The sequence below is a fragment of the Acidovorax sp. SUPP3434 genome (assembly GCF_030159015.1).
In the GTDB taxonomy this organism is placed as follows: Bacteria; Pseudomonadota; Gammaproteobacteria; order Burkholderiales; family Burkholderiaceae_C; genus Paracidovorax.
Map to the genome: position 1 here is coordinate 36,298 of NZ_BQXL01000012.1, position 24,795 is coordinate 61,092.

The window sequence follows — 24,795 nt, forward strand, 5'->3', positions numbered from 1 at the left end:
AACTGAGCCCGTGGCGGCGGCACAGCCCGCCGGGATCAGGAGCCAAAAGCCCCTCCAGCGCAATATCCACTAGGGCATATCGCTACAAAAAATATAGCAAACGCTGCTGACCTTGGCAGCGGGCTACGCCACGGCAGCCGAGCGCACCAGCCCCATCTCGGCGCTGCTGAGCAGGGATTCGATGTCCATCATGATGAGCATGCGCTCGCCGACGCTGGCAATGCCGGTCACAAAGGCCGAGTCCACCTCGCCCTGGAACTGCGGCGCGGGCCGGATGGCCTCGGCCTGAAGGGGAACCACGTCGGCCACCGCATCCACGACGGCGCCCATCACCGTGCCGCCCACGTTGAGGATGATGACGACCGTGAAATCGGTGTACTCGGCCTGCGCGCAACGCAGCTTCAGCCGCAGATCGACGATGGGGACGATCACGCCGCGCAGATCGATCACGCCCTTGATGAAGTCCGGCGCGTGGGCCATGCGGGTGGGTTGCTCGTACGAGCGGATTTCCTGCACGCGCAGGATGTCGATGCCGTATTCCTCCTGCCCCAGACGGAAGGTGAGGTACTCCGCTGCGTTGGCGGCGGCACCCGTGGCATGGCGGGGAGAGGCGGAAGCGGGGGTCGACAGCATGGCAGGTCCTTCACAGATCAGGGTTCAGCACGCGCAGACGACCGTCTGGCGCGCGCGGCAATGGGCCAGCATATCAGCCGCGCTGTTACTTGTGCTGACATTTAGCCGATTTCACCTATTCAAAGAAGGCCATTGCTGTGCTAGCAACGGCCTGCCCTCGGGCTTGGGCAGCGCTGGTGGCGGCTTCCTGCGGCGGGACGGCGGGAAGCCCGGGGGCCTTCAAGAACCGGGCCGGCTGCCGGCCCTGTCCGGCGTGCCGACAGGACGGCCTCAGGCCGGCAGCAACGTGACGCCCGTCTTGGCCTGCAGCGCTTCGAAAGTCACGCCCGGCGCGAGTTCGACCACCTGCAGCCCCTTCGGCGTGACGTCCATCACGGCCAGGTCGGTGATGATGCGGTCCACCACGCCCACGCCGGTGAGGGGCAGCGTGCACTGGGGCAGGATCTTGAGGTCTTCGGTGCCGTCCTTCTTGCGCGCCACATGCTCCATGAGCACGATGACGCGCTTGACGCCGGCCACCAGGTCCATCGCACCGCCCATGCCCTTGACCATCTTGCCCGGGATCATCCAGTTGGCCAGATCGCCCTTCTCGCTCACCTGCATGGCGCCGAGGATCGACAAGTTGATCTTGCCGCCCCGGATCATGGCGAACGACTGGTCGCTGCCGAAGATGGAAGAGCCCTTGATGGTGGTGACGGTCTGCTTGCCGGCATTGATGAGGTCGGCGTCCACTGCGTCTTCGGTGGGGAACGGGCCGATGCCCAGCATGCCGTTCTCGGACTGCAGCCACACTTCCTTGTCGCCCGTGAAATTGGCCACCAGCGTGGGGATGCCGATCCCCAGGTTCACGTAGAAGCCGTCTTCGAGTTCTTGTGCCGCGCGCGCGGCCATCTGGTCTTGGGTCCAGGGCATCTCAGGCTCCTTCTTTCTTGTTGACGGGCACCGTCACCGTGGGCATAGCTTCGCTGGTGGCAGCGGCCTGCGCGATCACGGCCTGGGCCTCGACCTTGGCGGCGGCGGCATCGACGGGCGCGGCGGTCACAGTGCGCTTTTCGATGCGCTTTTCGGGGTTGGGGTTGTGCACGATGCGGTGCACGTAGATGCCGGGCAGGTGCACATCGTCCGGCGCGATGTCGCCCGTCTCCACGACCTCTTCCACTTCGACGATGCAGACCTTGCCGGCCGTGGCGGCCGCGGGGTTGAAGTTGCGCGCGGTCAGGCGGAACTGCAGGTTGCCGGACTTGTCGGCGCGCCAGGCCTTGACGAGCGACACATCGGGTACCAGCGAGCGCTCCATCACATAGGTTTCGCCGTCGAATTCGCGCAGTTCCTTGCCCTCGGCCACCATGGTGCCGACGCCGGTCTTGGTGAAGAAGGCCGGAATGCCGGCACCTCCCGCCCGCAGCTTCTCGGCCAGCGTGCCCTGCGGCGTGAATTCCAGTTCCAGCTCGCCGGCGAGGTATTGGCGCTCGAACTCCTTGTTCTCGCCCACGTAGGAAGAGATCATCTTCTTGATCTGGCGCGTTTCCAGCAGCTTGCCGAGGCCGAAGCCGTCCACGCCGGCGTTGTTGGAGATGACGGTGAGGTCCTTGACACCGCTGTCGCGCAGGGCGTCGATCAGCGCTTCAGGAATGCCGCAGAGCCCGAAGCCGCCGACGGCCAGCATCTGGCCGCCGGCCACGACGCCCTTGAGCGCCTCGGCCGCGGTGGGAAAAAGCTTGTTCATTGGAGACTCCTCAACATCAGGTTGGATGGCCGCTACGATACTACGTACCCCGCTACGTAGTTCTCCCTAAATACTTCCATGGATGTCGCCGATTACCGCCTCGCTTTCGAAATGGCCCCAGTGGGTCTGGTCATTTCGCGCAACCGCACCATGGTCGATTGCAATCGCCAGGTGTGCGAGATGTTCGGCGCCTCGCGCGAGGTGCTGATCGGCCAGTCCTTCCGGATTCTCTATCCCAGCGCGGACGAATACGAACGCCTGGGCAAGCACATGGAGCCCATCCTGAATGCGCGGGGCCACTATGCCGACAACCGCATCATGAAGCGGGCCAGCGGCGAGGTGTTCTGGTGCCATGTCTCGGGCCGGGCGCTCAATCGCGAGGCCCCTCATGAATCGGGCATTTGGAGTTTCGAAGACCTCAGCTCGCAGCGGTCCGTCAAGGCCGAACTGACCGGCCGCGAGCGCGAGGTGGCGGCGCGGCTACTGGACGGCCTGACCTCCAAGGAGATCGGCCGCGCGCTCGACATCAGCCACCGCACGGTGGAGATCTACCGCGCGCGCCTCATGCGCAAATACGCAGCCTCCACAGCGGCCGACCTGGTGCAGAAGCTGATGGCGGGATGACGGCCGGCAATCAGGGATACCCCTACTAACACTTGCTTTCATCTGCGCTCCCTGGGTGGGGTACCGCGGCAAAGGGGTGGCGGATACCGTCTGCACATCCCAACCTGCCCGTCAGCGGTGCGGCGCATGGTGCGCGGCGCCGCAGAGGGCAACCCATTCCAAGACCATGCCCACCAGTTCCCATTCGCTCCGCGCGGTAGCCGCTTTCGCCGCCCTCGCCGCATTGACCGCCGCCTCCCTGACCGCGTGTGGCGGCGGCGGAGGCGGAGGCGACGTGACCACCCCGCCCGGCGGCACCCCGGCGCCGGCACCCACGCCGGCACCCGCCCCATCGCCATCGCCATCGCCATCGCCATCGCCATCGCCGGCACCATCACCCGCTCCGGCACCGGCCCCCACTCCAGCCCCCGCACCTTCGAGCAGCAGCTCCGCCGCCTGCTACAACGCAGCGGACTTCAACGAGGGAACCGTGCTCGTCGAAGAGGGACTCACGAAGATGGACGGGCAACCCGACCTCACCACCACCAGCACGACGACGACGGGAGGCCGGCAGGATTTCGCGGGCGCGAAACCGGTCATGTTCACGCCGCAGTCCACCGGTTCCCTCGGCAACAACCGGCTGTTTCGGGACCGCACGGCCAGCAGCGAACTGGCGTACGGCGTCGTCTCCGACACCTCCACCCAGGTGCTGACGCAGGTCTACGATCCACCGGTGTCCACGCCCTTGGACATGCAGCCCGGTCAGACCGTTCAGCGAGACCACAAGAACCAGTTCACGATCGTGCCCAAGGCGGGCTCGGCGCCCAGCTCCTATTCGGAAACCGTGGAAGACCAGTTCACGTACGTGGGCAGAGAGTCGCTGCAGACCGCCATGGGCACCTTCAACGTCTGCAAATTCAACAACGACTTCGTCACGGTGGGACCGACCGGGCGCGCCGTGGCCAACTTCCAGACCTGGGTGGTCGCAGAAGGCCCTTACCAGGGCCGGACGATTAAGATCGCCACGTCCAGCTCCAACGGCAGGCCCTCGACTTACGAGGTGACGAAGATCACCTATACCCCCAAGTAAGGCGCGCAGGAGGGCCGCAGAACGGTGGCGGGCGGCCGGTTCGGAACCGGCATGCCTGCCCCGCCCGGCTGAACCCACGCGCTCAGTGGAGTTTCAGCCGTCCGGACACGCGCTGCTGCAGCAGCCGCGCCAGGGCGAGCACGGCCGTCTTGCCCAGGCCCAGGATGGCCCGGTGGTGGTTCAAGTGCAAGGAGATGTACATCCACTTCGCGATGAGGCCTTCCACGAAAAAGTTGCGTCCCATCAGGCCGCCCATGAGGTTGCCCACGCCCTTGTTATCGCCCAGCGACACCAGCGATCCGAAGTCGCGGTACACGAACGCCTCGGTCACCTCGCGCTCGCGCAGCATCGCGCCCAGCACCTTGGCCAGGTAGTCGGCTTGCTGGTGCGCGGCCTGGGCCCGCGCCGGCACGGTCTTGCCGCCCTCCCACGGGCAGGCGGCGCAGTCGCCGAAGGCATAGACGCCGGGCACCGAGGTGCGCAGGCGGTCGTCCACCACGAACTGGTTCAGGCCGTTCACGGCCAGCCCCATGCGGGCGTTGGCATCGGCGGCCTTGATGCCCGCGGCCCAGACGATCATTTCGGCGGGAATGCTGCCTTCGGAGGTGACCAGCGCGCCACGGCGCACCTCGGTCACACGCGTGCCGGTGCGCACGTTGACCTGCTTGCGCTCCAGCGCCAGCCGGGCCTGGGCCGATATCTTTTCGGGCAAGCCGCCCAGGATGCGCGGGCCGCCTTCCACCAAGGTGATGTCGAGCCGAAAGCGCTGGCCGTCGCCCATGCTTTCCTGCAGTTCGGCATGGGCCTCCAGCAGTTCGGCCGACAACTCGACCCCGGTCGCCCCACCGCCCACGATGGCCACGCCCAGCGCACGGCTCTCGGAGAACGAGGCGCGGGCGCACGCGGCCAGCCAGTCGGCATGGAAACGCTGCGCATCGCGCACGTTCTCCAGCAGGTACGCGTGCTCCACGCCGGGCGTGCCGAAGGCATTGGAGCCGCTGCCGATCGCCAGCACCAGGCGCGTGTAGCTCACGGTGCGCCGGGGCACCACGGCTTCGCCTTGCGCATCGCGAATCTCGGACAAGGTGATGCCCTTGCGCTCGGTGTCGAGGGCCGCCATCTCGCCCATGGCAAAGCTGAAATGGTTGCGCCGGGCCAGCACGGTGTAAGACAGCCCTTCCTGGTGGGCATCCAGCGTGCCGGCGGCCACCTCGTGCAGCGTGGGCTTCCAGATATGGAATGGGCTGCGATCGACCAGCAGCACCTTCTCCCGCCCTACCCGGGGGCCCAGGCCCCGGCCCAGGCGCGCCGCCAATTCCAGGCCGCCCGCGCCGCCGCCAACGATCACGATGTCGAAATGCATTCCATCTCCCGCTTTTTGTGCGATGCAGCAAGTTTAGGGGGCGCGGGCGTTCCCTGCTTCCAAAAGGACTCCTTTGCCGCACGCGGATGCAAAAAAGCCCACGGGGTCGAAGCCGCGGGCTTTTTCCGAAGAAAGCGCGCCGGCTCGGCAGAGCCGGCGCGGCAGGTCAGGCCAGATCGAAGCGATCGAGTTCAGTGACCTTGGTCCAGGCCGCCACGAAGTCGTCCACGAACTTGCGCTTGGCGTCGGCCCCGGCATACACCTCGGCCTGCGCCCGCAGCAGCGCATTGGAGCCGAACACGAGGTCCACGCGCGTGCCGGTCCACTTGACCTCGCCAGTCTTGCGGTCGCGGCCTTCGAACACCCCTGGGTCCTGGGCCGAGGCCTTCCACTGTGTGCCCATATCCAGCAAGTTGACGAAGAAGTCGTTGGTGAGCGCGCCGGGCGTTGCGGTCAGGACACCGTGGCGGGTTCCGTTGGCATTGATGTTGATCGCACGCAGCCCGCCGACCAACACCGTCAACTCGGGCGCAGTCAACGTCATCAACTGGGCCTTATCGATCAGCAATACCTCGGCAGGCACGCTGTAGCGGCGCTTTTGGTAGTTGCGGAAACCGTCTGCCACGGGTTCGAGCACGGCGAACGATTCCACATCGGTCTGGTCCTGCCGCGCGTCGGTACGGCCGGGGGAAAACGGCACCGTGACCTCGAAGCCCGCGCTCTGGGCCGCCTGCTCCACGCCCGCCGCACCTGCCAGCACGATCAGGTCGGCCAGCGAGATGCGCTTGCCCCCTGCGGCGCCGCGATGGAAGTCGCTCTGGATGCCTTCAAGCACCTGGAGCACCCGGGCCAGTTGCGCCGGCTGGTTGACGTCCCAGTCCTTTTGCGGCGCCAGGCGGATGCGGGCGCCATTGGCCCCGCCGCGCTTGTCCGAACCGCGGAAGGTGGATGCCGAAGCCCAGGCCGTACCCACCAGTTCGGACACCGACAGGCCAGAGGCCAGCACCTGCGCCTTGAGGGCCGCCACATCGGACGCCTCGACCAGCGGATGGTCCACCGCGGGAACGGGGTCTTGCCAGATCAGCACTTCCTTCGGCACTTCGGGGCCGAGGTAGCGCGCGCGCGGCCCCATGTCACGGTGCGTGAGCTTGAACCAGGCCCGCGCGAAAGCTTCGGCAAAGGCCTGGGGGTTGTCCAGGAACCGGCGCGAGATTTTTTCATAGGCCGGGTCCATGCGCAGTGACAGGTCGGTGGTCAGCATGGTCGGCAGGCGCTTCTTGGCGGGGTCGTGCGCGTCGGGGATGATGGCTTCGGCGTTCTTGGCCTGCCATTGGTGCGCCCCGGCCGGGCTCTTGGTGAGTTCCCATTCGTACTTGAACAAGTTCTCGAAGAAGTTGTTGCTCCACTGCGCGGGCGTGGTGGTCCAGGTCACCTCCAGGCCGCTGGTGATCGCATCGCCGGCCTTGCCGGAGCCGAAGCTGCTGGCCCAGCCCAGGCCCTGCTGCTCGATGCCCGCGGCTTCGGGCTCGGCGCCCACATGGTCGGCCGCGCCGGCCCCATGGGTCTTGCCGAAGGTGTGGCCGCCGGCGATCAGGGCCACGGTTTCCTCGTCGTCCATCGCCATGCGGCCGAAGGTTTCGCGGATGTCGTGCGCAGCGGCGATCGGGTCCGGATTGCCTTCGGGGCCTTCCGGGTTTACGTAGATCAGGCCCATCTGGACCGCTGCGAGGGGGTTTTCCAGGTTCCGTCCCTGGCTGTCCGTGCGGTCGGTTTCCTGGCCGTGCATGGCGGGGTCGGCCACCAAGGTGCCGTCGCCGGGCGTCCCCTTGCCGTAGCGAGCGTCGCCACCGAGCCACGTCTTCTCGCTGCCCCAATACACGTCCAGGTCGGGTTCCCAGGTGTCTTCGCGGCCGCCGGCGAAACCGAAGGTCCGAAAGCCCATGGTTTCCAGCGCGACGTTGCCGGTCAGCACCAGCAGGTCGGCCCAGGAAATTTTTTGACCGTACTTTTGCTTGATGGGCCAGAGCAGGCGGCGCGACTTGTCGATGTTGACGTTATCGGGCCAGCTGTTGAGCGGCGCGAAGCGCTGCTGCCCACGGCCCGCACCGCCACGGCCGTCGCCCGTGCGGTAGGTGCCGGCGGCATGCCACGCCATGCGGATGAACTGCGGGCCATAGTGTCCGAAGTCGGCCGGCCACCAGTCCTGCGAGTCGGTCATGAGCGCGCGCAGGTCTTTCTTCAGGGCTTCGTAGTCGAGCTTCTTGAACTCTTCGGCGTAGTTGAAGCTGCCGCCCAGGGGGTCGGACTTGGACGAATGCTGGTGCAGCAGATCCACGCGCAACTGGTTGGGCCACCAGTCCTTGTTGAGGGTTCCACCATTGACGGCGGCGGCATGGAACGGGCACTTGGTCTCTTGGCTCATGGGGCATTCCTCTTGCGGCTGATTGATGGGTGAATGCTAGAGAAAAGGCTCCCGCCGGAAAAGGCAATTAATCACATGCCTGGAATAGTTTTTCGAAATGATCAGCCGCACCCGAGCCCTCGCCAACAAGCGCGCGGCAAGCGGCGGTCGCATGGCTCTCCCCGCCCTGCTCCTTGCTCTGGCAGGATCAGCCGTCGAGCGCTGCGCCGGTGTGCAGCGGCAGCCCCGATGCCTCCATTTCCGCACGCAGAATACGACCATGGGTGGAGTCGGTCACATACAGCGTGCGCAGGTCCGCACCGCCGAACGCCACGTTGGTGGTGGAGCTTCCCGCCACACCGCGCAGCACCTGCACCGGCTCGGCCCGGGCATTGAGCACCCAGACCCAGCCAAGGCCGGGATTGGCCACCAGTAAACGGCCTTGCGCATCCACCGCCAGGCCGTCCGGGCCGCTCGGCCCGTAGGAGGTGAAGAACTGGCTCACCTTGGCCACGCTCCCATCGGGCAACAGCGGGACGCGCCACACGCAATTGCCACGCGTCACGGCCAGGTACAGCACGCGGCCATCGGGCGACAGCGCCACGCCGTTGGGACTGGGTACGTTGTTCAGCAGCAGATCGAGCTGGCCGTTCGGACGCAGGCGGTACAGGCGGCCCGACGCGTCGTGCAGGCCACTCTGGCCCTGGTCGGTGAAGTAAAGATTGCCTTCGGCATCGAACACCAGATCGTTCACGCCCTTGAAGCGCTCGCTGTTGCGGCGCTCCAGGTAAGGCGTGACGGTGCCGCTCGCCACATCCAGTCGCACCAGGCCGTTCTTGTAGTCGGTGATGAGCAACGTGCCGGCGTCCAGGAACTTCATGCCATTGGGCTCGCCGTCGTACTCCGCGACCAGGCTCCAACCGCCCTGCGGGTCGATGCGGAAGATGCGCCCCCATGGAATGTCGGTCACGTACAGGTGGCCGGCGGTATCGAACACCGGGCCTTCGAGGAATGAATCGGTGATGGTGCCGCCGCGGTTGGCATCGGCCCATGCGCTGCGCGCCGGGCGCCGGAACGCATCGGGCAACGAGGTGAACGGCTCCAGTTCACGGACCTGTGGGGCCTGTAGCAAGAACATGGGATCGGCTTTCTTTGAAGAAGGACCCGTCCCGGCGAAATGCTGGGCCAGGGTGGGAAACGGAATGCGATTTTCAGACGGCTTCGAACCCGTACAGCTGCGCAGGGTTGTCCACCAGGATGCGGTCCATCGCCGCGGCTTGCGACCCTGTCCAGGCGTGCAGCAGATCCACCAGATCGGCATCGTTCACCGTGCCGGGCGGCTCGGTGGTGTGGGGCCAGTCGCTGCCCCACACCAGCCGCTCGGGCGCGGCCTGCACCAGCGCGCGGCCCAGAGGCAGCGTGTCGGCATAGGTCGGGCCTCGCGCCGTGGAACGCATGTAGGCACCGGAAAGCTTGACCCAGGTATTGCCCCCGTCGAGCAGCCGGCGCAGCACGCCGTAGGCCTGGGCGGACGGACCTTCGGCCGGGTCGATGCGGCCCAGATGGTCGATCACCAACGGCACGGGCAACGCCTGCAGCACCGGCCGCAGTGCGACGATCTGCTCCGCATCCGCGAAGACCTGGATGTGCCAGCCACCACAGTGCGGATGGCGCGCGACCCGGCTCGCCAGCGTGGTGAGCATCTCGGGCGTGGTCGCACCCCAGGACTGCGGCGATACGAAGTTCACCCGCAGGCCGCACACGCGGCGCGCGGCCAGGTGTCCCAGTTCGGCATTGCTCACGCCCGCGCCCACGACCGCCACGCCCCGCGCGGTGTCGCCGAGCTGCTCCAGGGCATCCAGCGTGCAGGCGTTGTCCGTGCCATAGGTGGAAGGCGTCACCACCACCGAACGCGCCGTGCCCAGGCGCCGCTGCAGCCGCCGGTAGGCCGCCACCGGCGCATCGGGCGGCAAGCGCTTCCAGTGCACCGACGGTGCAAAGCGCGGATCGAAAATGTGCATGTGGCTGTCGCATGCCATCGCGGGCAGCAAGCGCGACGGGCGGCTCACCCCCACGGAATGAGGCACTGGTGCGGGAATCGCAGGCAGGTGCATGGTGGCCGTCAGTCCAGTTTGATGTCGCCCTTGCGCACCACCTCGCCCCACTTGGCGTCTTCCTTCTTGAGGAAGGTGACGAACTCCGTGGGCGTGGAACCGATCGCCTGGGCACCCAGGTCCGCGAGGCGCTGCTTCACCTCGTCTTCCTTCAGCACCTCGATCAGTGCCTGCTGCAGCTTGGCGGCCACCGGCTCGGGTGTGCCCGCGGGCAGGAACACGCCGTTCCATTCATAGGCCTCATAGCCGGGAATGACGGTCTCGGCCACCGTGGGCACATCGGGCAGGCGCTTGGACCGCTCGGGGGCCGATACCGCCAGTGCACGCAGTTTGCCGCCCGACACCAGCGGGTACGAGGCCGCGATGGTGCCGAACATGAAGTCCACCTGCCCGCCCATCACATCGGCGATGGCGGGGCCACCACTCTTGTAGGGCACATGCACCATGTCCAGTTGCAGCTTCTGGCGGAACAGCTCCGCCGCCAGCCGCTGCACGGTGCCGCTGCCGCCCGACGCGAAGTTCAGCTTGCCAGGCTCGGCTTTCGCCTTGGCAATCAGGTCGTTCACGTTTTTGAAGGGCGAGTCGGCCTTCACGATCAGCGCGTTCGGAGCCAGCAGCACCAGGGACAGCGGCTGCAACGCCGTGCTGGCATAAGGCATTTTGGGAAACAGGTGCGGATTGATGGAATACGGCGTGGCGTCGTACAGCATGGTGTAGCCGTCGGCAGTGGCCTTGGCCACATAGCTCGCGCCGATCGTGCCGCTGGCGCCGGCCTTGTTGTCCACGATCACGCTGGCACCCAACCGGGCGCCCATGCGCGTGGCCAGCACACGGGCCACGGCATCGGCAGCACCGCCCGGGGCGTAGGGCACGACGATCGTGATCGGGCGGTCCGGGAAAGCGGCATGTGCCACGGTGGCTGCAAGGGCGCAGGCGGCGATCAGGGGGGAGATGACAAAAGCACGCATGAGGTCTCCTGGTTCGAATGGCAAAGCGACAGAGAAAAAGCAACCGCAACCCGCCGCGAGCCACGCGGCCCGGGCCCTGGACAGTTGCGTTGGAAGGCACGCCGGTGGTCAGTCGGCCTTGAGATTCAGGTCGAGGGCAATCTGCGTATAGGTGGCCACTTCACGCCCGACCCGCGCCACGAAGGCAGCGCCACAGGTGGACTCGGCGTCCAATCCCAGGCCACGCAGTTTTTCGGCAGCGGCCTCGCTCTTGGCGAAGTCAGCGGCCACGCGTTCCAGCGCCTGCGCGACCGGCTCGGGAATGCCGGCGGGCGCCAGCACGCCGTACCACGCGTCGGCCGAGTAGTTGCCGCCCCCCGATTCCGCGAAGGTGGCGACGTCGGGCAGCAGGCCGGAACGCTGTGGCGACGCCACGGCCAACGCCGTCAGCTTGCCGCTGCGGATCTGCGGCAGGACCGAGCCCAGCGTGGCGAAAGAGCTGTCGAGCTGGCCGCCCATCAGGTCCGTTACCACCGGTGCGGCGCCTTTGTAAGGCACATGGTTGAGCTGCAGGCCGTTGGCGCGGGCGAACATCTCGGTCGCGAAGTAGCCCGAGCTGCCGATGCCAGCCGTTCCTGCAGTGATGCGGCCGGGCTCCTTGCGGGCCTTGGCCATGTAATCGGCCAGCGACTTCATCGGCAGGCCCGGGCCGACCACCAGCACCGTCGGGCTGGTCGCCACCGTGCACAGCGGACGGAAGGAGCGCACCGCATCGAACTTCACCCGGTTGCTGTACAGCCCGGGAATCATCGTGTGGTTGGTCGCACCGAACAGCAGCGTGTAGCCATCGGCCGGCGCGCTGGCCACCGCCTGTGCAGCCAGGATGGTGTTGGCGCCCGGCTTGTTGTCGATGATGAATGGTTGGCCCAGCGCGCGGCTGGCGTGGTCAGCAAACGCCCTGGCCACCACGTCGGTGGGGCCGCCTGCCGCAAATCCCACCACCAGCTTCACGGGCTTGGAAGGATAGCCACCGGCCTGCGCGAAACAGGTGGCGGACACCATGCACAGCGCAACCGCCAGCGCCTTGCGCACCGGCGCTGCCAGCCTTCTGGTTTCGAAACTCTCGCTCATTGAATGTCTCCTGTCAGGGGCCGCACTGGCGGCGGCTTCTTGTTCTGGCGCAACCGGCATCCCACACTGGTCGGGGAAAAGCGGACACGCAACGCTGGCGTGCCCAGCCTCGGGTCTTGGTTACGAGGCTGCGGCAACGGCAGCCGGGGCGCGGGCCAACACCTCCAGCAGGTTCTTGGCAGCCCCCACGCCCATGTTCACGTAGGCATCGCCCGTCACGCCGCCGATGTGTGGGCTCAGGATGAAGCGTGGCTCGCCCTGGAACGGGTGGTTGGCCACCATGGGCTCCACGGCGAAGCTGTCCAGGCCCGCCGCCATCACCTGGCCCGATCGCACGGCAGCCAGCAGGGCAGCTTCGTCGACGAGTCCGCCACGCGCGGTGTTCACCACGATCACGCCGCGCTTGCACTGTGCCAGCGTGGCGGCATTCAGCGTGCCGCGGTTCTCGTCGGTCAGCGGGCAGTGCAGCGAAATCGCGTCGGAATCGCGCCAGATCGTCGCCAGGTCCACGCTCTGCACGAAGGCTGGCAGGTCCTTGGCGAAGGGATCGAAGCCGATCACGCGCATGCCCAGCGCATCGGCCATCCTGGCGAAGCGCAGGCCAATGGCGCCCAGGCCCACGAGGCCCACCGTGCGCCCACCCAGTTCCAGGCTCTTGTGCGTGGCCTTGTCCCAGTGGCCGGCGTGCATGCGGGCATCGAGTTGCACCACCGACTTGGCACAGGCCAGCAACAGGGCCAGCGCCTGCTCGGCCACCGCCGCGGCGTTGGCACCTGCAGCGGCCACGACCTCTACGCCACGGGCCTTGGCGGCCACCTTGTCGATGGTATCGGTGCCGCTGCCGTGCTTGGAGATCACCTTGAGCGATGGCGCCGCGTCCATCACGGCGGCGCCCACCTTGCCGTAGCGCACGATGATGGCCACCGGGTCATGCTGCCGACACAGCGCCACCAGGTCGTCTTCGGTGGGTGTCTTGCCGGCATAGACGATCTCGAAATCCTGAAGCAGATCGAGTGCCTGCTGCGCCAGATCGGCGCCGGTCACGAGGATGGCGCTCACAGCGATTCCCCTTCCTTCAGCACGCCGGCGGCGCGCAGCGCGGCGGGCAGCCATTTGGAGGCCGTATCGCCACGGGCAATCGCCTCGATGCGCGCGGCCTCATCGGCCACCTTCTTGTCGGCCAGCGCCATCATGGCGGGCGCCTTGGCACGCTCGATGACCACCACGCCATCGGCATCGCCCACCACCAGGTCGCCCGGGTTCACCACTGCGCCGCCGGCCGAGATGGGATGGTTGATGCGGCCCGGCACGTACTTGGTGGGGCCGGCAGGATTGAAGCCGGCGCTGAACACCGGGAAACCGAGTTCCAGCAGTTCCAGCTTGTCGCGGATCGCACCGTCCACGATCACGCCGGCCAGGCCAATCTTCTTGCAGGCGCTGAGCATCAGCGTGCCCATGAGCGCGGCGGTCTGGTCGCCTTTGCCGTCGATGACCAGTACGTCGCCCGGTTTCGCCAGCGCGATGGCCGCGTGGATCATCAGGTTGTCGCCCGGGCGCACTTCGACCGTGAAGGCTGGGCCGGCCACCTTCATGTCCTGGTGGACGGGCGCCACGCGGGCATGCAGGGTGCCGCGGCGTCCGGCCACATCGGCCAGGATGGCGGCCTGGAAGGTCGCGGCCTTAGCGACGACCTCGGCGCTGACGCGCTCAATGTCACGGATGACTTCTGGGAGTTGGCTCATGGTGGTTCCAGTGAGTTGGGAGGAAAAAGAAAAACGGAAGAAAACGTTGGCCTGCAGCGAGCTCACTCGGCCTTGATGTTTCCGTCCTGAATGACCTTGGCCCACTTGGCGGAGTCGGCCTTCTGTAGGTCGCCCAGCTGCTGGGGCGTGCCGCCGACCAACGTCACGCCCAGCTTGTCGGCCAGCGCGGCCACGCCCGGGTCCTTCAGCGCCTTGCTGATCTCCTGATTCAGGCGCTGCACGATGGCGGCGGGGGTCTTGGCTGGTGCAAACACGGCCTGCCACTGCTCCACGACGAAGTCCTTCATGCCGACCTCGCCCATGGTGGGCACGGTCGGCAGGGACTTCAGGCGCTGCGCCGACGTGACGGCCAGCGCACGCAGCTTGCCCGCCTGCACGTGCGGCAATGCAGCGGCGGCAGGCGCGAACATGAATTGCACCTGTTCGGCCAGCGTGTCCTGCAGCGCCGGGGTGTCGCCCTTGTACGGCACGTGGATGAAGCGCGCGCCCGTCTGCTGCTGCAGCAACTCCCCCTGCATCTGCAGGATGGTGCCGTTGCCGCCGGAGGCGAAGGCGAGCTTGCCCGGCTGCGCCTTGGCCGCAGCCACGAGATCGGCCACGGTCTTGAACGGCTGGTTGGCGCCGACCACGAGGATGTGCGGAATGGTGCCGATGGTGATCACGGGTTCGAAACCGGCGATCGGGTCATAGGGCAGTCTCCCCATGAGGTGCGGCGCAATGGCCTGGGGACCGATGGAAGTGCCCAGCAGGGTGTAGCCATCCGGCGGCGCCTTGGCGACGAACGCCGCGCCGATGGTGCCCGTGGCACCGGCCTTGTTGTCCACGATCACGTTCGTGCCCAGTGCCGCGCCGACGCGCTGCGCCACGTTGCGGCCGAGCACATCGGTGCTGCCGCCCGGCGGGTACGGAACCACCCAGGTGATGATCTTGCCGGCGGGCCAGTCGCCCTGGGCCAGCGCGGGGCGGGTGAGCAACGGGCCGAGCAGCGCGGCGCCTGCAGCGGCCAGCAGGCTGCGGCGTGCGAGGCGGGTCTTCGGAGAGGAAGGGATCGAGGTGGTCATGTGCTTGTCTCTTGTTTGGTCAGGCAAAGGAGGAAGGCGGCGTGAAGCCGTACAGCGCGGCGGGGTTGTCCACCAGCACGCGATGCAGGGTGGCCGCATCGCCGCTCTGGCCGGCCCAGTCCACGAGCCGATCCACCTGTCGCGCGTCGTCCGGCATGGGGTGCGCACCGAACGATGCGGTGGCGTGAGGCCAATCGCTGCCCCAGACCACGCGCTCGGGCGCGCAGCGCAGGTAACTCGCGGCCAGCGCATCGAGGGCGGGGTCTTCGGTCGATTGGCGCTCGCTCACGATGTAGCCGCCGGACAGCTTGATCCACGCCTGTCCGCGCTGCAGCAGGTCCTGCAGCAGCGCGTGTGCGGGGTGTTGCCCGGCCTGCGCCGGCGAAATGCGGCCGAAGTGGTCGAAGACCAATGGAACGGGCAGCCGGCGCAGCACCTCGCCCTGCGCCGCCAGCAGATCCGGGGCCATCAGCAATTGCAGGTGCCAGCCCAGCGGCGCGATGCGGCAGGCCAGCGGCGTCAGCGATTGCACGGTGCCAGACACGCCGAGCGACAGGTTCAGGCGTGCGCCGCGCACGCCGGCGTCATGCAGGCGCTGCAGTTGGGCGTCGCTCTCGTGGCCGTCGATCACGGCCACGCCGCGCGCCTGCGGGCCCAGCGCCGCCAGGCCTTCGAGCATGCAGCGGTTGTCGGTGCCATACGTCGAGGGCGTGACCAGCACGGAGCGCGCGGTGCCGATGCGATGCTGGAGCGCGCGGTAGTCCTGCGCCGAGGCGTCCGGCGGCAGCAGCCTGGCGTCCGGTGCCGCGGGAAAGCAGCCGTCATAGACATGGACGTGGCAGTCGCAGGCGTCTTTCGGCAGCACCGTGCGCGGCGCGGCGCTACCGGCCGAGAAACGCACAGGCGTGGCAAAGCTTTCGCGGTGCATGGCGAGGGCTCGATGGGCGTGGGAAACGGGGCTTTGCAGGGCGCCGCATTAATCCAGGCTGGCGCCCGAATCCTTGACGATCTTGGCCCAGCGGGGCACTTCGGACTTCAGCAGAGCGCCGAACTTTTCGGGGGTGCCGCCCAGCACATCACCGCCTTCGGAGCGGAGCTTTTCCGCCACGTCGGGCTGCGCCAGCGCCTGGTTGATGGCCTTGTTCAACTGCTGCACGATGGGGGCGGGCGTGCCGGCCGGGGCCAGCACGCCATACCAGGAAGCAGCCTCGAAATCCTTGTAGCCCGACTCGGCCAGCGTGGGCGTCTGCGGCAACTGGTCGGATCGCTTGAGCGACGTGATCACCACCGCACGCAGCTTGGCATTGCGCACCTGCCCCAGCAGCGTGGGCACGGCCGACATGTACAGGTCGATCTGCCCGCCCACCAGGTCGGTCATGGCCTGGGCCGCGCCCTTGTAAGGCACGTGGCGCAACTTGATGCCGGCGGCGTTCTCTGCCAGTTCACCGGCCAGATGGGCGACGGTGCCGTTGCCGGAGTAACCCAGCGTGATGCCGTCCGGCTTGGCCTTGGCGGCGGCGACCACATCGGCGAACGTCTTGTAAGGCGAGTTGGCGGGCGCGGCCATCACGATGGGAGCCGACGACACCAGCGCCACCGGGACCAGATCCTTCAAGGGGTCGTAGGGCAGCTTGGCATACAGCGAGGGGTTGATGGCCAGGTTGCTGGTCTGCCCCATCACCAGCGTGTAGCCATCGGGGGCCGACTTGGCCACGGCATCCACACCCAGGTTGCCGCCCGCCCCAGGGCGGTTGTCCACCACCACGTTCCACTTGTGCTGCTCGGTCAGCTTCTGCGCCACGGTGCGCGCGATCATGTCGGTGCCGCCGCCGTGCGGGAACGGCACGATCAGGCGGATCGGCTTGTTCGGGTAGCCGGACTGCGCTTGCGCAGTGCCGGCGGAAAAGGCCACTGCCGCGATGCCCAGCAGGGCGATGGACAAAGGTGCGCCCAGGGCGCGCCGGGTCAGCGAGAAAGTTGGCATGGTTTGTCTCCGTTGTGATGGACCTGTCGCGCCTTGTTCTCAGGCGTTGCCAAGACTTTACGAAAACGTTTCAACCCATACAATACAGTTTCATACAGCGAAACATATTGCACCATGAGCAACGCAACAAGCGGCAGGCCAAAGGCCTCTTCCGCAGCGCCGCAGGGGCCTGGCGATGCCGTATCCGCCGCCCCAATGTCCTCCTCTTCGGCCACCGCCAAAGAAACCGGCGGGGTCATCGCCGTGACACGCGCCCTCCAGTTGCTGGAAGCGTTCTCCCTGGGCGAATCGCATCTGCCGCTCGCAGAGTTGAGCCGCCGCTGCGGGTTGCACAAGACCACGGTGCTGCGCCTGGCGCGCACGCTGGCGCAGTCCGGCTTCATGGTGCAGCGCGAGGACGGCGACTGGCGCCTCGGGCTGGCGGCGGGCTGGCTGGGGGCGCGCTACCAGGCGGGGTTCGACGTGCAGAACGTGCTGGAGCCTGCCTTGCGCGAGCTCACCCAGGCCACGGGCGAAAGCGCGGCGTTCTATGTGCGTGAAGGCAATGTGCGCACCTGCCTCGTGCGGGTGGAGGGTCCGCAGGCGCTGCGCCACCATGCCCGCATGGGTGAAGGCCTGCCGCTCGACAAGGGCTCGCCGGGACGCGTGATCCTGGCGTTCTCGGGCGAGCCCGGCGCGGACTACGAAGACATCCGCCAGCGTGGCTACCACTGGTCCATCGGCGAGCGGGAGCACGGTGTGGCCACCGTCTCTGCGCCCGTGTTCGGCATGCATTGGCGGCTGATGGGCTCGGTGTGCATATCGGGGCCGGAATCACGCCTGCCCGAAGCCCGTCTGCAGGCGCTGGCCAAGACGGTCACTGCAGCGGCCACACGGCTGTCCTATGCGCTGGCGGGCAGTTCAGCGCCACCCTCCTCCACAGGGATGCGCGCGACCCAGTGGCATCCGTGATAAGTTGCAGGCGGCTATTCGCGCCAGCCACAACACAACGGAGACAACCCTTGAGCCGCTACCCCTTCCCCGACCTCGCCGCCCTGCCCGACGACATCCGCACCCGCATTCTCGAAGTGCAGGAAAAGGCCGGCTTCGTGCCGAACGTGTTCCTGGCACTTGCGCGGCGACCCGCCGAATGGCGTGCGTTTTTCGCCTACCACGACGCCTTGATGCTCAAGGAGGAAGGCAGCCTGACCAAGGGCGAACGCGAGATGATCGTCACCACGACCAGCGCCGCCAACCAGTGTCTCTACTGCGTGGTCGCGCACGGTGCCCTCCTGCGCATCTACGAAAAGAAGCCGCTGGTGGCCGACCAGGTGGCGGTCAATTACCGCAAGGCCGACATCAGCGCGCGCCAGCGGGCCATGCTCGACTTCGCGATGAAGGTGTGCAACCAGTCGCATGCCATCGAGGAAACGGATTTCCCCGCCCTGCACGCCCACGGCTTCGACGACGAGGACATCTGGGACATCGCGGCCATCACCGCGTTCTTCGGCCTGTCGAACCGCATGGCCAGCTTCGCGGGCATGCAGCCCAATCCCGAGTTCTACCTGATGGGCCGCGTGCCGCGCCAAAAATAGCACCGTCGAAATGCGTTGACCCGCCCCAGGCGCCTCCGCCATACTGGGACAAAGCAATCACACGGCAAGAGCTGCAGCCAGCAGCCGCCTCGGCTTTGCAATACCCGCAAGAGGGGGAGGAAAACCATGGAACTCGCGTTTCGGAATGCGTGCGCGTCTGCGTCTGCAGCCGCCTTTGCCACGGCGTTGGCGTGCACCGTCGCACTGCCCGCACAGGCGCAGTCAGACACTCCGCGGCGGGTGTCCAACCCACCCCTGCTGGAACTGCAGCGCAAGGCGCCTCGCAGGCTCCAACTCGCAGCGGGCCCGGCCACGCGCGCGGTGTCCCACGAAGCCTCGCTGGACCTGAACGTCGTCTACACCGACGGCAAGCTCTGGAACCCGGCCGAGCAGCGCTTCGACAAGGTGCGCCTGCGCAGCTACCAGGGCACCCGCGTCGATCCCAAGGCGCCTTTCGTCTCGCCCATGCTGGAGATCCGCCCCGGCGACACCATCCGCATCCGCCTGAACAACCAGTTGCCGCCCGACCCGAGCTGCACCACGTTCACCGACGGGGTCAATACGCCGCACTGCTTCAACGGGACCAACCTGCACACCCACGGCCTATGGGTGAACCCGGCAGGCAATGGCGACAACGTGCTGATCTCCATCAACCCAACGGTGAGCTTCGAGTACGAGTACAACATTCCCTCGGACCATCCCGCCGGCACGTTCTGGTACCACACGCACCGCCATGGCTCCACCGCGCTGCAGGTGGCCAGCGGCATGGCGGGTGCCCTCGTCATCCGCGGCGACCGGCCGCCCACCCCCACGCAGACGGGCGATGTGGACACCCTGCTGCGGCCCACCGCCCGCCAATCGTTCAAGGAACGGGTGCTGGTGCTGCAGCAGATCCAGTACGCCTGCCGCGACAAGAACAACCGCATCCAGTTCAACCCGGACGGAACCTACCGCTGCAACGAAGGCGACGTCGGTGGCATCGAGCACTACAAGGCCGTGGACAAGGAGGACAAGGACCAGTTCGGCCCCGGGTCTTGGCCGGCCTCCGGGCGCTACACCAGCATCAACGGTGAGGTGCTGCCCACCTTCGAGGGCGCGAAGGCCGGGCAGATCGAGCGCTGGCGCACCATCCATGGCGGCGTGCGCGACACCATCAACCTGGAATTCCGCAAGCTGCGGCCGGGCGCACGCAGCGCACAGGCGCTGCGCGCCAGCGAGCACGATGCCTACATCGAACAAAATTGCACGGGCGCCCCGCTGCCCCAGCACCTGATCGCAGCCGACGGGCTGACCACCGCTGCGGCGATCCCCAGCACGCAGACGGTGTATCAGCCGGCTTACCGCTGGGACACCCTGATGGTGTTTCCCGAGGCAGGCGACTACTGCGTGATCGACGCCGCCTCACCCGCTTCGGCCAGCGTGAACCAGGCGCCCCCGTCGCGCCAGTTGCTGGGCACCGTGAGCAAGGTCGCCCCCGGCAATCCCGTTCCGCAGAACATTTCGGCGTACCTTGCAGCGGAACTGGCCGCGGCTGCCGTCGTCAACCTGCCCTCGGACGTGCGGGCCCAGGTCAGCGCTGAATTGAAGGATGGACTGAAGCTCACCAGCTTCGTGCCCCACCCCACCGTGCAGGACAGCGAAGTCACGGGCACGCAGACCCTCGCATTCAACATCGACCTGAACGCCCAACCGATCCAGTTCCAGGTGAACGGCAAGCCCTTCGATCCGAACCGCATCGACCGCGTGCTGACCTTGGGCGGGGTGGATGAATGGACGCTGCAATCGGACTTCGTGAGCCATCCGTTCCACATCCATGTGAACCCGTTCCAGATCGTCAAGATCCTCGACCCGGACGGCAAGGACGTGTCCGGACCGGATGGCGACGACAAGGCGGACGGCACCGTCGACCCGCAATACCGCGCTCTCAAGGGCGTGTGGAAAGACACGCTCTGGGTGAAGAACATCGCAACCAAGGAAAAGCCCAACGGCAAGTACACGCTGATCGTGCGAACGCGCTACCAGCGCTACATCGGGGACTACGTGCTGCACTGCCACATCCTGGACCACGAAGACCAGGGAATGATGCAGATCGTGCGGGTGGCCCTGCCGGACGGCGCTGGCGGGGCCAGCAAGGGCCACCACTGACCTCACGGCCCGACGCCCCCCCGACACCGGAGAACCTCCACATGATCAGCAAGAGAAACGCACTGAAATCCGCGGTCGCCGCCGGCCATCACCACGTTCTCGGGCCTGATGCCCCGGGGGACCTGATCTTCATGATGCACCGGCAACATCGACCGCATCTGCCCGTCCGGGAACGCGCGTGGCCGACGGGAGATCACCGCGCTTCGCGGTGCACCCACTGCGCCCCTTCACCGCGGCGCAGCCACAGCGCAGCCAGTGGTTTCTCGCCTCCCTGGCAGGTGATGCCCCCCTGCCCCGGCTGGGCAGCCGGCCTGCCTTCTGATCGGTTTTCCCATCGACGGCAGCCCCCACGAGTGCGGGCGAGCCGCCCTTGCCATTGAACTCTTTCCCACCAAATGACCATGCCTGCAGCATCCCATTCCACACCTGCCACGGCCTTTCCACGCACCCAACGCATCGGGATCCTGGTGTTTCCCCAGTTCGAGCCGCTCGACGTGTGGGGCTTCATCGAGGCGTTTTCCATCGCGCGCTTCATCGGCACCTCCTATGCCAACGCGCCGGCCCTGCCGTTCGAGATCGTGCTGATCTCCAACGAGTGCAGGCCGGCCGCGAACGGTGCCAGCCCTGCGCCGGTTCCCGGGCCGGTGGCCAGCTTCAACGGCCCCCGCGTGGCGCCGGATCTGTTCCGCGACGAGGCGCTGGAGCAGCCGCTGGACCTGCTCATGATTCCCGGCGGACAAGGGGTCGGCACCTTGCTGATGGACCCGGACACCGCAGCCGTCCAGGCCTTGCTGCAATGGGTGCAGGCCATGGACCAGCACGTGGCCGTGGTCACTTCGGTCTGCACCGGCGCGGCCATCCTGGCGCAATCCGGCGTGCTGGATGGGCGGCCGGCCGCCACCAACCACCAGGCCTTCGGCTGGGTGGCGGGTTTCGGTCCCGCGGTGCTGTGGGACAACGTTTCGCGCTGGGTGGACGCGGGCAAGTACGTGACCTCGGCGGGCGTGTCCGCAGGGACCGACATGGCCTGGCACCTGGTTGCTCGCCTGGCTGGCCGTGCCGTGGCCGAAACGGCCGCCCTCGCCGCCGAGTACGACTGGCACCGCGATCCGGCGCAACCCATCTTCTACCCCCAGCAGGCTGCGGTGCCTTCTTCCTGAGTCCTCTGCCGACGGCAGCAAAAGGGGGTGGCGCTAATCCCCCGCGTCGGCGCGCAACATGCCCCACAGCATGCGCACCAGTTCGTCCTCGAACGCGGGCTGGCCCAGCAGGGGCGAGTCCTCCAGCGCGGCGCTGCGGATGGCGCCCATGATGGCGCGCGTGGCAACGAACATCATGGCCGGCGTGGGAGCGCGCACCGAGGTATCGCCCACCTCGATCAGGCGGGCCAGCGCCAGGGCATTGCGCTCCGCCCCTTCACGCAGCGCGGCCGTCACGCGGTCGTGGTGGTCGATGCGCCAGCCCAGCCGCACCATGCCGCGCCGAACCCGCGAATGGCCGCCGGTGCCGAAGGCCGCCACCAACAGCCGAACCACGTCGCGCAGCACGGCCCGCACCTCACGCCGCTGGGCCACGGCCTCGTCCAACAGCTCGCGCAATTGCTGCTGCACGCGGTTGCGCTCGCGCTCCACCATGGCCAGCACGATGGCCTCCTTCGAGGGGAAATACTGGTAGAGCGTGCCAATGGAAAAGCCTGCCACCTGCGCGACCTTGTTGGTGGTGACGCCCTCCTCGCCTTCCTTTTCCACGATCTGGGCGGTGGCGCCGAAGATGGCCTCGATGGTCTGGCGCGCCCGCGCCTGCGTGGGCTGGCGGCGCATGCCGGAGGAGCTGTCGGGGGATGGAGATTTCTTCAAAGGCGGCTTTCGAGCGGTGGACGCGGCACGGCAGGGCCAAGCCCCGGAAACTGAATGTGAATGGTGCTCAGAAATGGTGGCGGCGGCAAGGGTGCGAGCGTCACCTGACCCAACCATCCGCCCCTTCAGCCGGCGGGTGCCGTCGATTGCCGCTCAATCAGGCGAAAGCCCAGATCGAAGATGGTTTGCGGGCCCGCGTTGCCGCGGCAGCGGTCGATGACCAGTTGCGCCGACAGCCGACCGATCTCCGGGCCATCGACATGCACGGTGGTAATCGAAGGCAGCATGTGCTCGCTGAAATCGGCATTGCCGAAGCCGCAGATGGCGAGGTCCTGCGGCACCCGCAGGCCGCGGGCCGAGGCCTCGACGAGCACGCCGTGCGCCAGCGTGTCCGAACTGCACGACACGGCCTGCAGCCGCGGCTCTTGCGCCAGCAGCTCCGCCAGGGCCCTTCGCCCCAGCGCCAGGCTGCTGGGTGCGGGCACCGTGGCGGTCGGCACGTCCCGCCCCAGGGTGGCGACGAAACCCTCGCGGCGCAGCATGGCACGGTGGTCGCCGCCCGTGGCGATTCCCACGCGCTGCCAGCCCCGGGACAGAAAGAACCCCGCCACCGCGCTGCCCACTTTCAGGTGCGAAAAGCCCACCACCATGTCCACGGGGCGGTCGCTCAGGTCCCAGGTTTCCACCACGGGAATGCCGGATCGGCGCAGTCGGTCGCGCGCGCGCTGCGATTGCACCAGCCCGGTCATCACCAGCCCGTCGGGCTGGCGGCCGATCATGGTGTTCAGCACGGCCTCCTCGCGCTCGGCGTCGTAGGCGGTCTGGCCCAGGATGAGCTGGTACCCCTCGGCAGCCAGCGTGGTCGTCAGGCTCTGCACGGTGGGCAGGAACTGCGACACCGACAGCGCCGGGACCACAGCCGCCACCATCAGGCTGCGGCGGGACTTGAGCCCCCCTGCCAACAGGTTGGGGATGTAGCCCGTGGCCTCGACGGCCTGCTGCACCCGGGCCTTCGTCTTCTCGGACACCACCCCCGGATTGCTCAGCGCACGCGAGGCGGTGATCAACGACACGCCAGCGGCCTTGGCCACGTCGTGAAGCGTGGCCGCCTTGAAGTTGGAGGGGGCGTTCATGGAGGGTTTCGGAGCACACCGATCGGGCGAAAGACGAGGACCATACCGCATTCCACGCCACCGCCCGTGGCCAGTGCACCGCTGCATTCCAGAGCACGTCCCGGACGCCAGCGGCAGCCACGGACAAGGGGAAAACCCCCAACAGAAAAGCTTGCCGGCCGGAAATGATAACGATATCATTTCCAATGCGCGCACACAGCGCACCTGGAAAAATCATAAAAACATGTCGATCCTGTAATGTTTTTGGCGGTGCCTCACCTTCCAACCAAAAATGACAACGTTCGCATTTCCATCAAGGAGACAAATCATGAAACGATTCCTGGCAGCCATTTCCCTCGGCATTCTGGCCCTCGGCGCCCAGGCACAGGCCTGGCCCGAAAAACCCGTGACCCTGGTCGTGCCCTTCCCGCCCGGCGGATCGACCGACCAGGTCGCACGCGCCGTGGGGCCCCGGTTGACCGAGAAGTTCAAGCAGTCTTTCCTGGTGGACAACAAGCCCGGCGCCACGGGAACGATCGGCGCCACGTTCGTGCAACGGGCGGCCCCCGATGGCTACACCTTCCTCGTGACCTCCCTGGGCCCGCTGGTCATCGTGCCGCACCTGCTCAAGGGCCTGCAGTACGACGCGCTGCATGGCTTCGACCTGATCACCGTGGCGGTGCAGTCGCCCAACGTGCTGGTAGTGCCTGCCAATTCTCCGCACAAGACCGTGGCGGACGTCATCGCCTACGAAAAAGCCAACCCCGGCAAGATGAGCTTCGCCTCGGCCGGCAACGGGTCGAGCGACCACCTCACCGCCGAGCTGTTCTGGCAGCAGACGGGCACCAAGGGCGTGCACATTCCCTACAAGGGAGGCGCGCCGGCCCACACCGACCTGATCGGCGGTCAGGTGGATGCCTCGTTCCAGAACATCAACGCCGTGTCGCAATACATCAAGGCCGGCAAGATGCGCGCGCTGGCCATCACCAGCGCCAAGCGCTCTCCGGTGCTGCCCGACGTGCCCACGCTGGCCGAAGCGGGCGTGCCCAATGTCGAGGTCGCTTCCTGGCAGGCCATCGTCGCACCCAAGGGGCTGCCACCCGCCGTGCGCGAAAAGGCCCATGCGGCGTTCGTCGAGGCGCTCAAGGATCCGAAGGTGCGCGAGCAGTTCACGTCGATCGGCTTCGAGATGGTCACCAACACGCCCGAGCAGTTCGCTGCCTTCCAGCAGCAGGAGTTCGCCCGCTGGAAGAAGGTGATCGAGACCGGAAAGATTTCGATCGACTGACCCC

At 67.0% G+C, this 24,795-nt stretch carries 23 protein-coding genes; 7 read left to right on the top strand and 16 right to left on the bottom strand.

The features are described from left to right. Positions 1 to 123: 123 nt before the first annotated feature. The 3 genes from AVKW3434_RS17590 to AVKW3434_RS17600 form a co-directional block, all read right to left on the bottom strand. Complete coding sequence (locus AVKW3434_RS17590) at positions 124 to 633, bottom strand: chemotaxis protein CheW (RefSeq protein ID WP_272569450.1); 510 nt, start codon at positions 631 to 633, stop codon at positions 124 to 126. A 270-nt stretch (positions 634 to 903) separates the two neighbouring features. Continuing rightward, positions 904 to 1,545: a 3-oxoacid CoA-transferase subunit B gene (locus AVKW3434_RS17595; RefSeq protein ID WP_284400194.1), complete on the bottom strand. Its 642-nt coding sequence runs from the start codon at positions 1,543 to 1,545 to the stop codon at positions 904 to 906. Between the two features lies 1 nt (position 1,546). Beyond that, a complete protein-coding gene (locus tag AVKW3434_RS17600; RefSeq protein WP_284406871.1) occupies positions 1,547 to 2,359 on the bottom strand; it encodes a CoA transferase subunit A in 813 nt (270 codons plus the stop codon). Between the two features lie 78 nt (positions 2,360 to 2,437). On the opposite strand from AVKW3434_RS17600, the gene AVKW3434_RS17605 reads away from it, so the two are divergent. Both AVKW3434_RS17605 and AVKW3434_RS17610 read left to right on the top strand, forming a co-directional pair. Continuing rightward, positions 2,438 to 2,983 carry a PAS and helix-turn-helix domain-containing protein gene (locus AVKW3434_RS17605; RefSeq protein WP_272569447.1) on the top strand — a complete coding sequence of 182 codons (546 nt, stop codon included), beginning with the start codon at positions 2,438 to 2,440 and terminating at the stop codon, positions 2,981 to 2,983. Between the two features lie 166 nt (positions 2,984 to 3,149). Continuing rightward, positions 3,150 to 4,052 carry a hypothetical protein gene (locus tag AVKW3434_RS17610; RefSeq protein ID WP_284406872.1) on the top strand — a complete coding sequence of 301 codons (903 nt, stop codon included), beginning with the start codon at positions 3,150 to 3,152 and terminating at the stop codon, positions 4,050 to 4,052. A gap of 82 nt (positions 4,053 to 4,134) precedes the next feature. On the opposite strand, the gene AVKW3434_RS17615 is transcribed toward AVKW3434_RS17610, so the two are convergent. The 11 genes from AVKW3434_RS17615 to AVKW3434_RS17665 all read right to left on the bottom strand — a co-directional run bounded on the left by AVKW3434_RS17615 (position 4,135) and on the right by AVKW3434_RS17665 (position 16,816). Next, positions 4,135 to 5,415 (bottom strand): NAD(P)/FAD-dependent oxidoreductase, encoded by a 1,281-nt coding sequence (locus tag AVKW3434_RS17615; protein ID WP_272569444.1) that lies wholly within the window; start codon positions 5,413 to 5,415, stop codon positions 4,135 to 4,137. A gap of 166 nt (positions 5,416 to 5,581) precedes the next feature. Next, complete coding sequence (gene katG, locus AVKW3434_RS17620) at positions 5,582 to 7,837, bottom strand: catalase/peroxidase HPI (RefSeq protein WP_284406873.1); 2,256 nt, start codon at positions 7,835 to 7,837, stop codon at positions 5,582 to 5,584. 187 nt (positions 7,838 to 8,024) lie between these two features. After that, positions 8,025 to 8,954 (bottom strand): SMP-30/gluconolactonase/LRE family protein, encoded by a 930-nt coding sequence (locus AVKW3434_RS17625; RefSeq protein WP_284406874.1) that lies wholly within the window; start codon positions 8,952 to 8,954, stop codon positions 8,025 to 8,027. Between the two features lie 73 nt (positions 8,955 to 9,027). After that, positions 9,028 to 9,930 (bottom strand): amidohydrolase family protein, encoded by a 903-nt coding sequence (locus tag AVKW3434_RS17630; RefSeq protein WP_284406875.1) that lies wholly within the window; start codon positions 9,928 to 9,930, stop codon positions 9,028 to 9,030. 8 nt (positions 9,931 to 9,938) lie between these two features. Next, on the bottom strand, positions 9,939 to 10,898 hold the full coding sequence (locus AVKW3434_RS17635; protein WP_284406876.1) for a Bug family tripartite tricarboxylate transporter substrate binding protein: 960 nt from the start codon (positions 10,896 to 10,898) through the stop codon (positions 9,939 to 9,941). A 108-nt stretch (positions 10,899 to 11,006) separates the two neighbouring features. Next, positions 11,007 to 11,939: a Bug family tripartite tricarboxylate transporter substrate binding protein gene (locus AVKW3434_RS17640; RefSeq protein ID WP_502869115.1), complete on the bottom strand. Its 933-nt coding sequence runs from the start codon at positions 11,937 to 11,939 to the stop codon at positions 11,007 to 11,009. A gap of 189 nt (positions 11,940 to 12,128) precedes the next feature. Then, on the bottom strand, positions 12,129 to 13,067 hold the full coding sequence (locus AVKW3434_RS17645) for an NAD(P)-dependent oxidoreductase (protein WP_284406878.1): 939 nt from the start codon (positions 13,065 to 13,067) through the stop codon (positions 12,129 to 12,131). Beyond that, complete coding sequence (locus AVKW3434_RS17650; protein WP_284400217.1) at positions 13,064 to 13,750, bottom strand: RraA family protein; 687 nt, start codon at positions 13,748 to 13,750, stop codon at positions 13,064 to 13,066. Before AVKW3434_RS17650 ends, AVKW3434_RS17645 begins: the two co-directional genes overlap by 4 nt. Before the next feature lie 62 nt (positions 13,751 to 13,812). After that, positions 13,813 to 14,832 carry a Bug family tripartite tricarboxylate transporter substrate binding protein gene (locus tag AVKW3434_RS17655; RefSeq protein ID WP_284406879.1) on the bottom strand — a complete coding sequence of 340 codons (1,020 nt, stop codon included), beginning with the start codon at positions 14,830 to 14,832 and terminating at the stop codon, positions 13,813 to 13,815. A 19-nt stretch (positions 14,833 to 14,851) separates the two neighbouring features. Further along, a complete protein-coding gene (locus AVKW3434_RS17660) occupies positions 14,852 to 15,760 on the bottom strand; it encodes an amidohydrolase family protein (RefSeq protein ID WP_284406880.1) in 909 nt (302 codons plus the stop codon). Between the two features lie 48 nt (positions 15,761 to 15,808). Beyond that, entirely contained in the window at positions 15,809 to 16,816 is a 1,008-nt protein-coding gene (locus AVKW3434_RS17665) for a Bug family tripartite tricarboxylate transporter substrate binding protein (RefSeq protein ID WP_284406881.1), read from the bottom strand. A 195-nt stretch (positions 16,817 to 17,011) separates the two neighbouring features. Here AVKW3434_RS17665 and AVKW3434_RS17670 point away from each other — a divergent pair, with 195 nt between their 5' ends. The 4 genes from AVKW3434_RS17670 to AVKW3434_RS17685 all read left to right on the top strand — a co-directional run bounded on the left by AVKW3434_RS17670 (position 17,012) and on the right by AVKW3434_RS17685 (position 21,695). Beyond that, entirely contained in the window at positions 17,012 to 17,767 is a 756-nt protein-coding gene (locus AVKW3434_RS17670; protein ID WP_284406882.1) for an IclR family transcriptional regulator, read from the top strand. Between the two features lie 50 nt (positions 17,768 to 17,817). Then, positions 17,818 to 18,390 carry a peroxidase-related enzyme gene (locus AVKW3434_RS17675; protein WP_284406883.1) on the top strand — a complete coding sequence of 191 codons (573 nt, stop codon included), beginning with the start codon at positions 17,818 to 17,820 and terminating at the stop codon, positions 18,388 to 18,390. Between the two features lie 240 nt (positions 18,391 to 18,630). Next, on the top strand, positions 18,631 to 20,535 hold the full coding sequence (locus AVKW3434_RS17680) for a multicopper oxidase family protein (RefSeq protein ID WP_284406884.1): 1,905 nt from the start codon (positions 18,631 to 18,633) through the stop codon (positions 20,533 to 20,535). 401 nt (positions 20,536 to 20,936) lie between these two features. After that, entirely contained in the window at positions 20,937 to 21,695 is a 759-nt protein-coding gene (locus AVKW3434_RS17685; RefSeq protein WP_284406885.1) for a DJ-1/PfpI family protein, read from the top strand. Between the two features lie 33 nt (positions 21,696 to 21,728). Here the strand turns inward: AVKW3434_RS17685 and AVKW3434_RS17690 are convergent, their stop codons facing one another. Both AVKW3434_RS17690 and AVKW3434_RS17695 read right to left on the bottom strand, forming a co-directional pair. Continuing rightward, on the bottom strand, positions 21,729 to 22,391 hold the full coding sequence (locus AVKW3434_RS17690; RefSeq protein ID WP_284406886.1) for a TetR/AcrR family transcriptional regulator: 663 nt from the start codon (positions 22,389 to 22,391) through the stop codon (positions 21,729 to 21,731). Between the two features lie 125 nt (positions 22,392 to 22,516). Next, positions 22,517 to 23,524 carry a LacI family DNA-binding transcriptional regulator gene (locus AVKW3434_RS17695; RefSeq protein WP_284406887.1) on the bottom strand — a complete coding sequence of 336 codons (1,008 nt, stop codon included), beginning with the start codon at positions 23,522 to 23,524 and terminating at the stop codon, positions 22,517 to 22,519. Positions 23,525 to 23,831: 307 nt separating this feature from the next. Between AVKW3434_RS17695 and AVKW3434_RS17700 the strand changes: the two genes are divergently transcribed. Continuing rightward, positions 23,832 to 24,791, top strand: a complete 960-nt coding sequence (locus AVKW3434_RS17700) for a Bug family tripartite tricarboxylate transporter substrate binding protein (RefSeq protein ID WP_284400249.1) — start codon at positions 23,832 to 23,834, stop codon at positions 24,789 to 24,791. The last annotated feature ends 4 nt before the right edge of the window (positions 24,792 to 24,795 follow it).

Excerpts from the sequence above, each read along its gene's own strand:
- AVKW3434_RS17590 (WP_272569450.1), bottom strand. The coding sequence starts at position 633 with ATGCTGTCGACCCCCGCTTCCGCCTCTCCCCGCCATGCCACGGGTGCC.
- AVKW3434_RS17595 (WP_284400194.1), bottom strand. The coding sequence starts at position 1,545 with ATGCCCTGGACCCAAGACCAGATGGCCGCGCGCGCGGCACAAGAACTC.
- AVKW3434_RS17600 (WP_284406871.1), bottom strand. The coding sequence starts at position 2,359 with ATGAACAAGCTTTTTCCCACCGCGGCCGAGGCGCTCAAGGGCGTCGTG.
- AVKW3434_RS17605 (WP_272569447.1), top strand. The coding sequence starts at position 2,438 with ATGGATGTCGCCGATTACCGCCTCGCTTTCGAAATGGCCCCAGTGGGT.
- AVKW3434_RS17610 (WP_284406872.1), top strand. The coding sequence starts at position 3,150 with ATGCCCACCAGTTCCCATTCGCTCCGCGCGGTAGCCGCTTTCGCCGCC.
- AVKW3434_RS17615 (WP_272569444.1), bottom strand. The coding sequence starts at position 5,415 with ATGCATTTCGACATCGTGATCGTTGGCGGCGGCGCGGGCGGCCTGGAA.
- katG (WP_284406873.1), bottom strand. The coding sequence starts at position 7,837 with ATGAGCCAAGAGACCAAGTGCCCGTTCCATGCCGCCGCCGTCAATGGT.
- AVKW3434_RS17625 (WP_284406874.1), bottom strand. The coding sequence starts at position 8,954 with ATGTTCTTGCTACAGGCCCCACAGGTCCGTGAACTGGAGCCGTTCACC.
- AVKW3434_RS17630 (WP_284406875.1), bottom strand. The coding sequence starts at position 9,930 with ATGCACCTGCCTGCGATTCCCGCACCAGTGCCTCATTCCGTGGGGGTG.
- AVKW3434_RS17635 (WP_284406876.1), bottom strand. The coding sequence starts at position 10,898 with ATGCGTGCTTTTGTCATCTCCCCCCTGATCGCCGCCTGCGCCCTTGCA.
- AVKW3434_RS17640 (WP_502869115.1), bottom strand. The coding sequence starts at position 11,939 with ATGGTGTCCGCCACCTGTTTCGCGCAGGCCGGTGGCTATCCTTCCAAG.
- AVKW3434_RS17650 (WP_284400217.1), bottom strand. The coding sequence starts at position 13,750 with ATGAGCCAACTCCCAGAAGTCATCCGTGACATTGAGCGCGTCAGCGCC.
- AVKW3434_RS17655 (WP_284406879.1), bottom strand. The coding sequence starts at position 14,832 with ATGACCACCTCGATCCCTTCCTCTCCGAAGACCCGCCTCGCACGCCGC.
- AVKW3434_RS17660 (WP_284406880.1), bottom strand. The coding sequence starts at position 15,760 with ATGCACCGCGAAAGCTTTGCCACGCCTGTGCGTTTCTCGGCCGGTAGC.
- AVKW3434_RS17665 (WP_284406881.1), bottom strand. The coding sequence starts at position 16,816 with ATGCCAACTTTCTCGCTGACCCGGCGCGCCCTGGGCGCACCTTTGTCC.
- AVKW3434_RS17670 (WP_284406882.1), top strand. The coding sequence starts at position 17,012 with ATGTCCTCCTCTTCGGCCACCGCCAAAGAAACCGGCGGGGTCATCGCC.
- AVKW3434_RS17685 (WP_284406885.1), top strand. The coding sequence starts at position 20,937 with ATGCCTGCAGCATCCCATTCCACACCTGCCACGGCCTTTCCACGCACC.
- AVKW3434_RS17695 (WP_284406887.1), bottom strand. The coding sequence starts at position 23,524 with ATGAACGCCCCCTCCAACTTCAAGGCGGCCACGCTTCACGACGTGGCC.
- AVKW3434_RS17700 (WP_284400249.1), top strand. The coding sequence starts at position 23,832 with ATGAAACGATTCCTGGCAGCCATTTCCCTCGGCATTCTGGCCCTCGGC.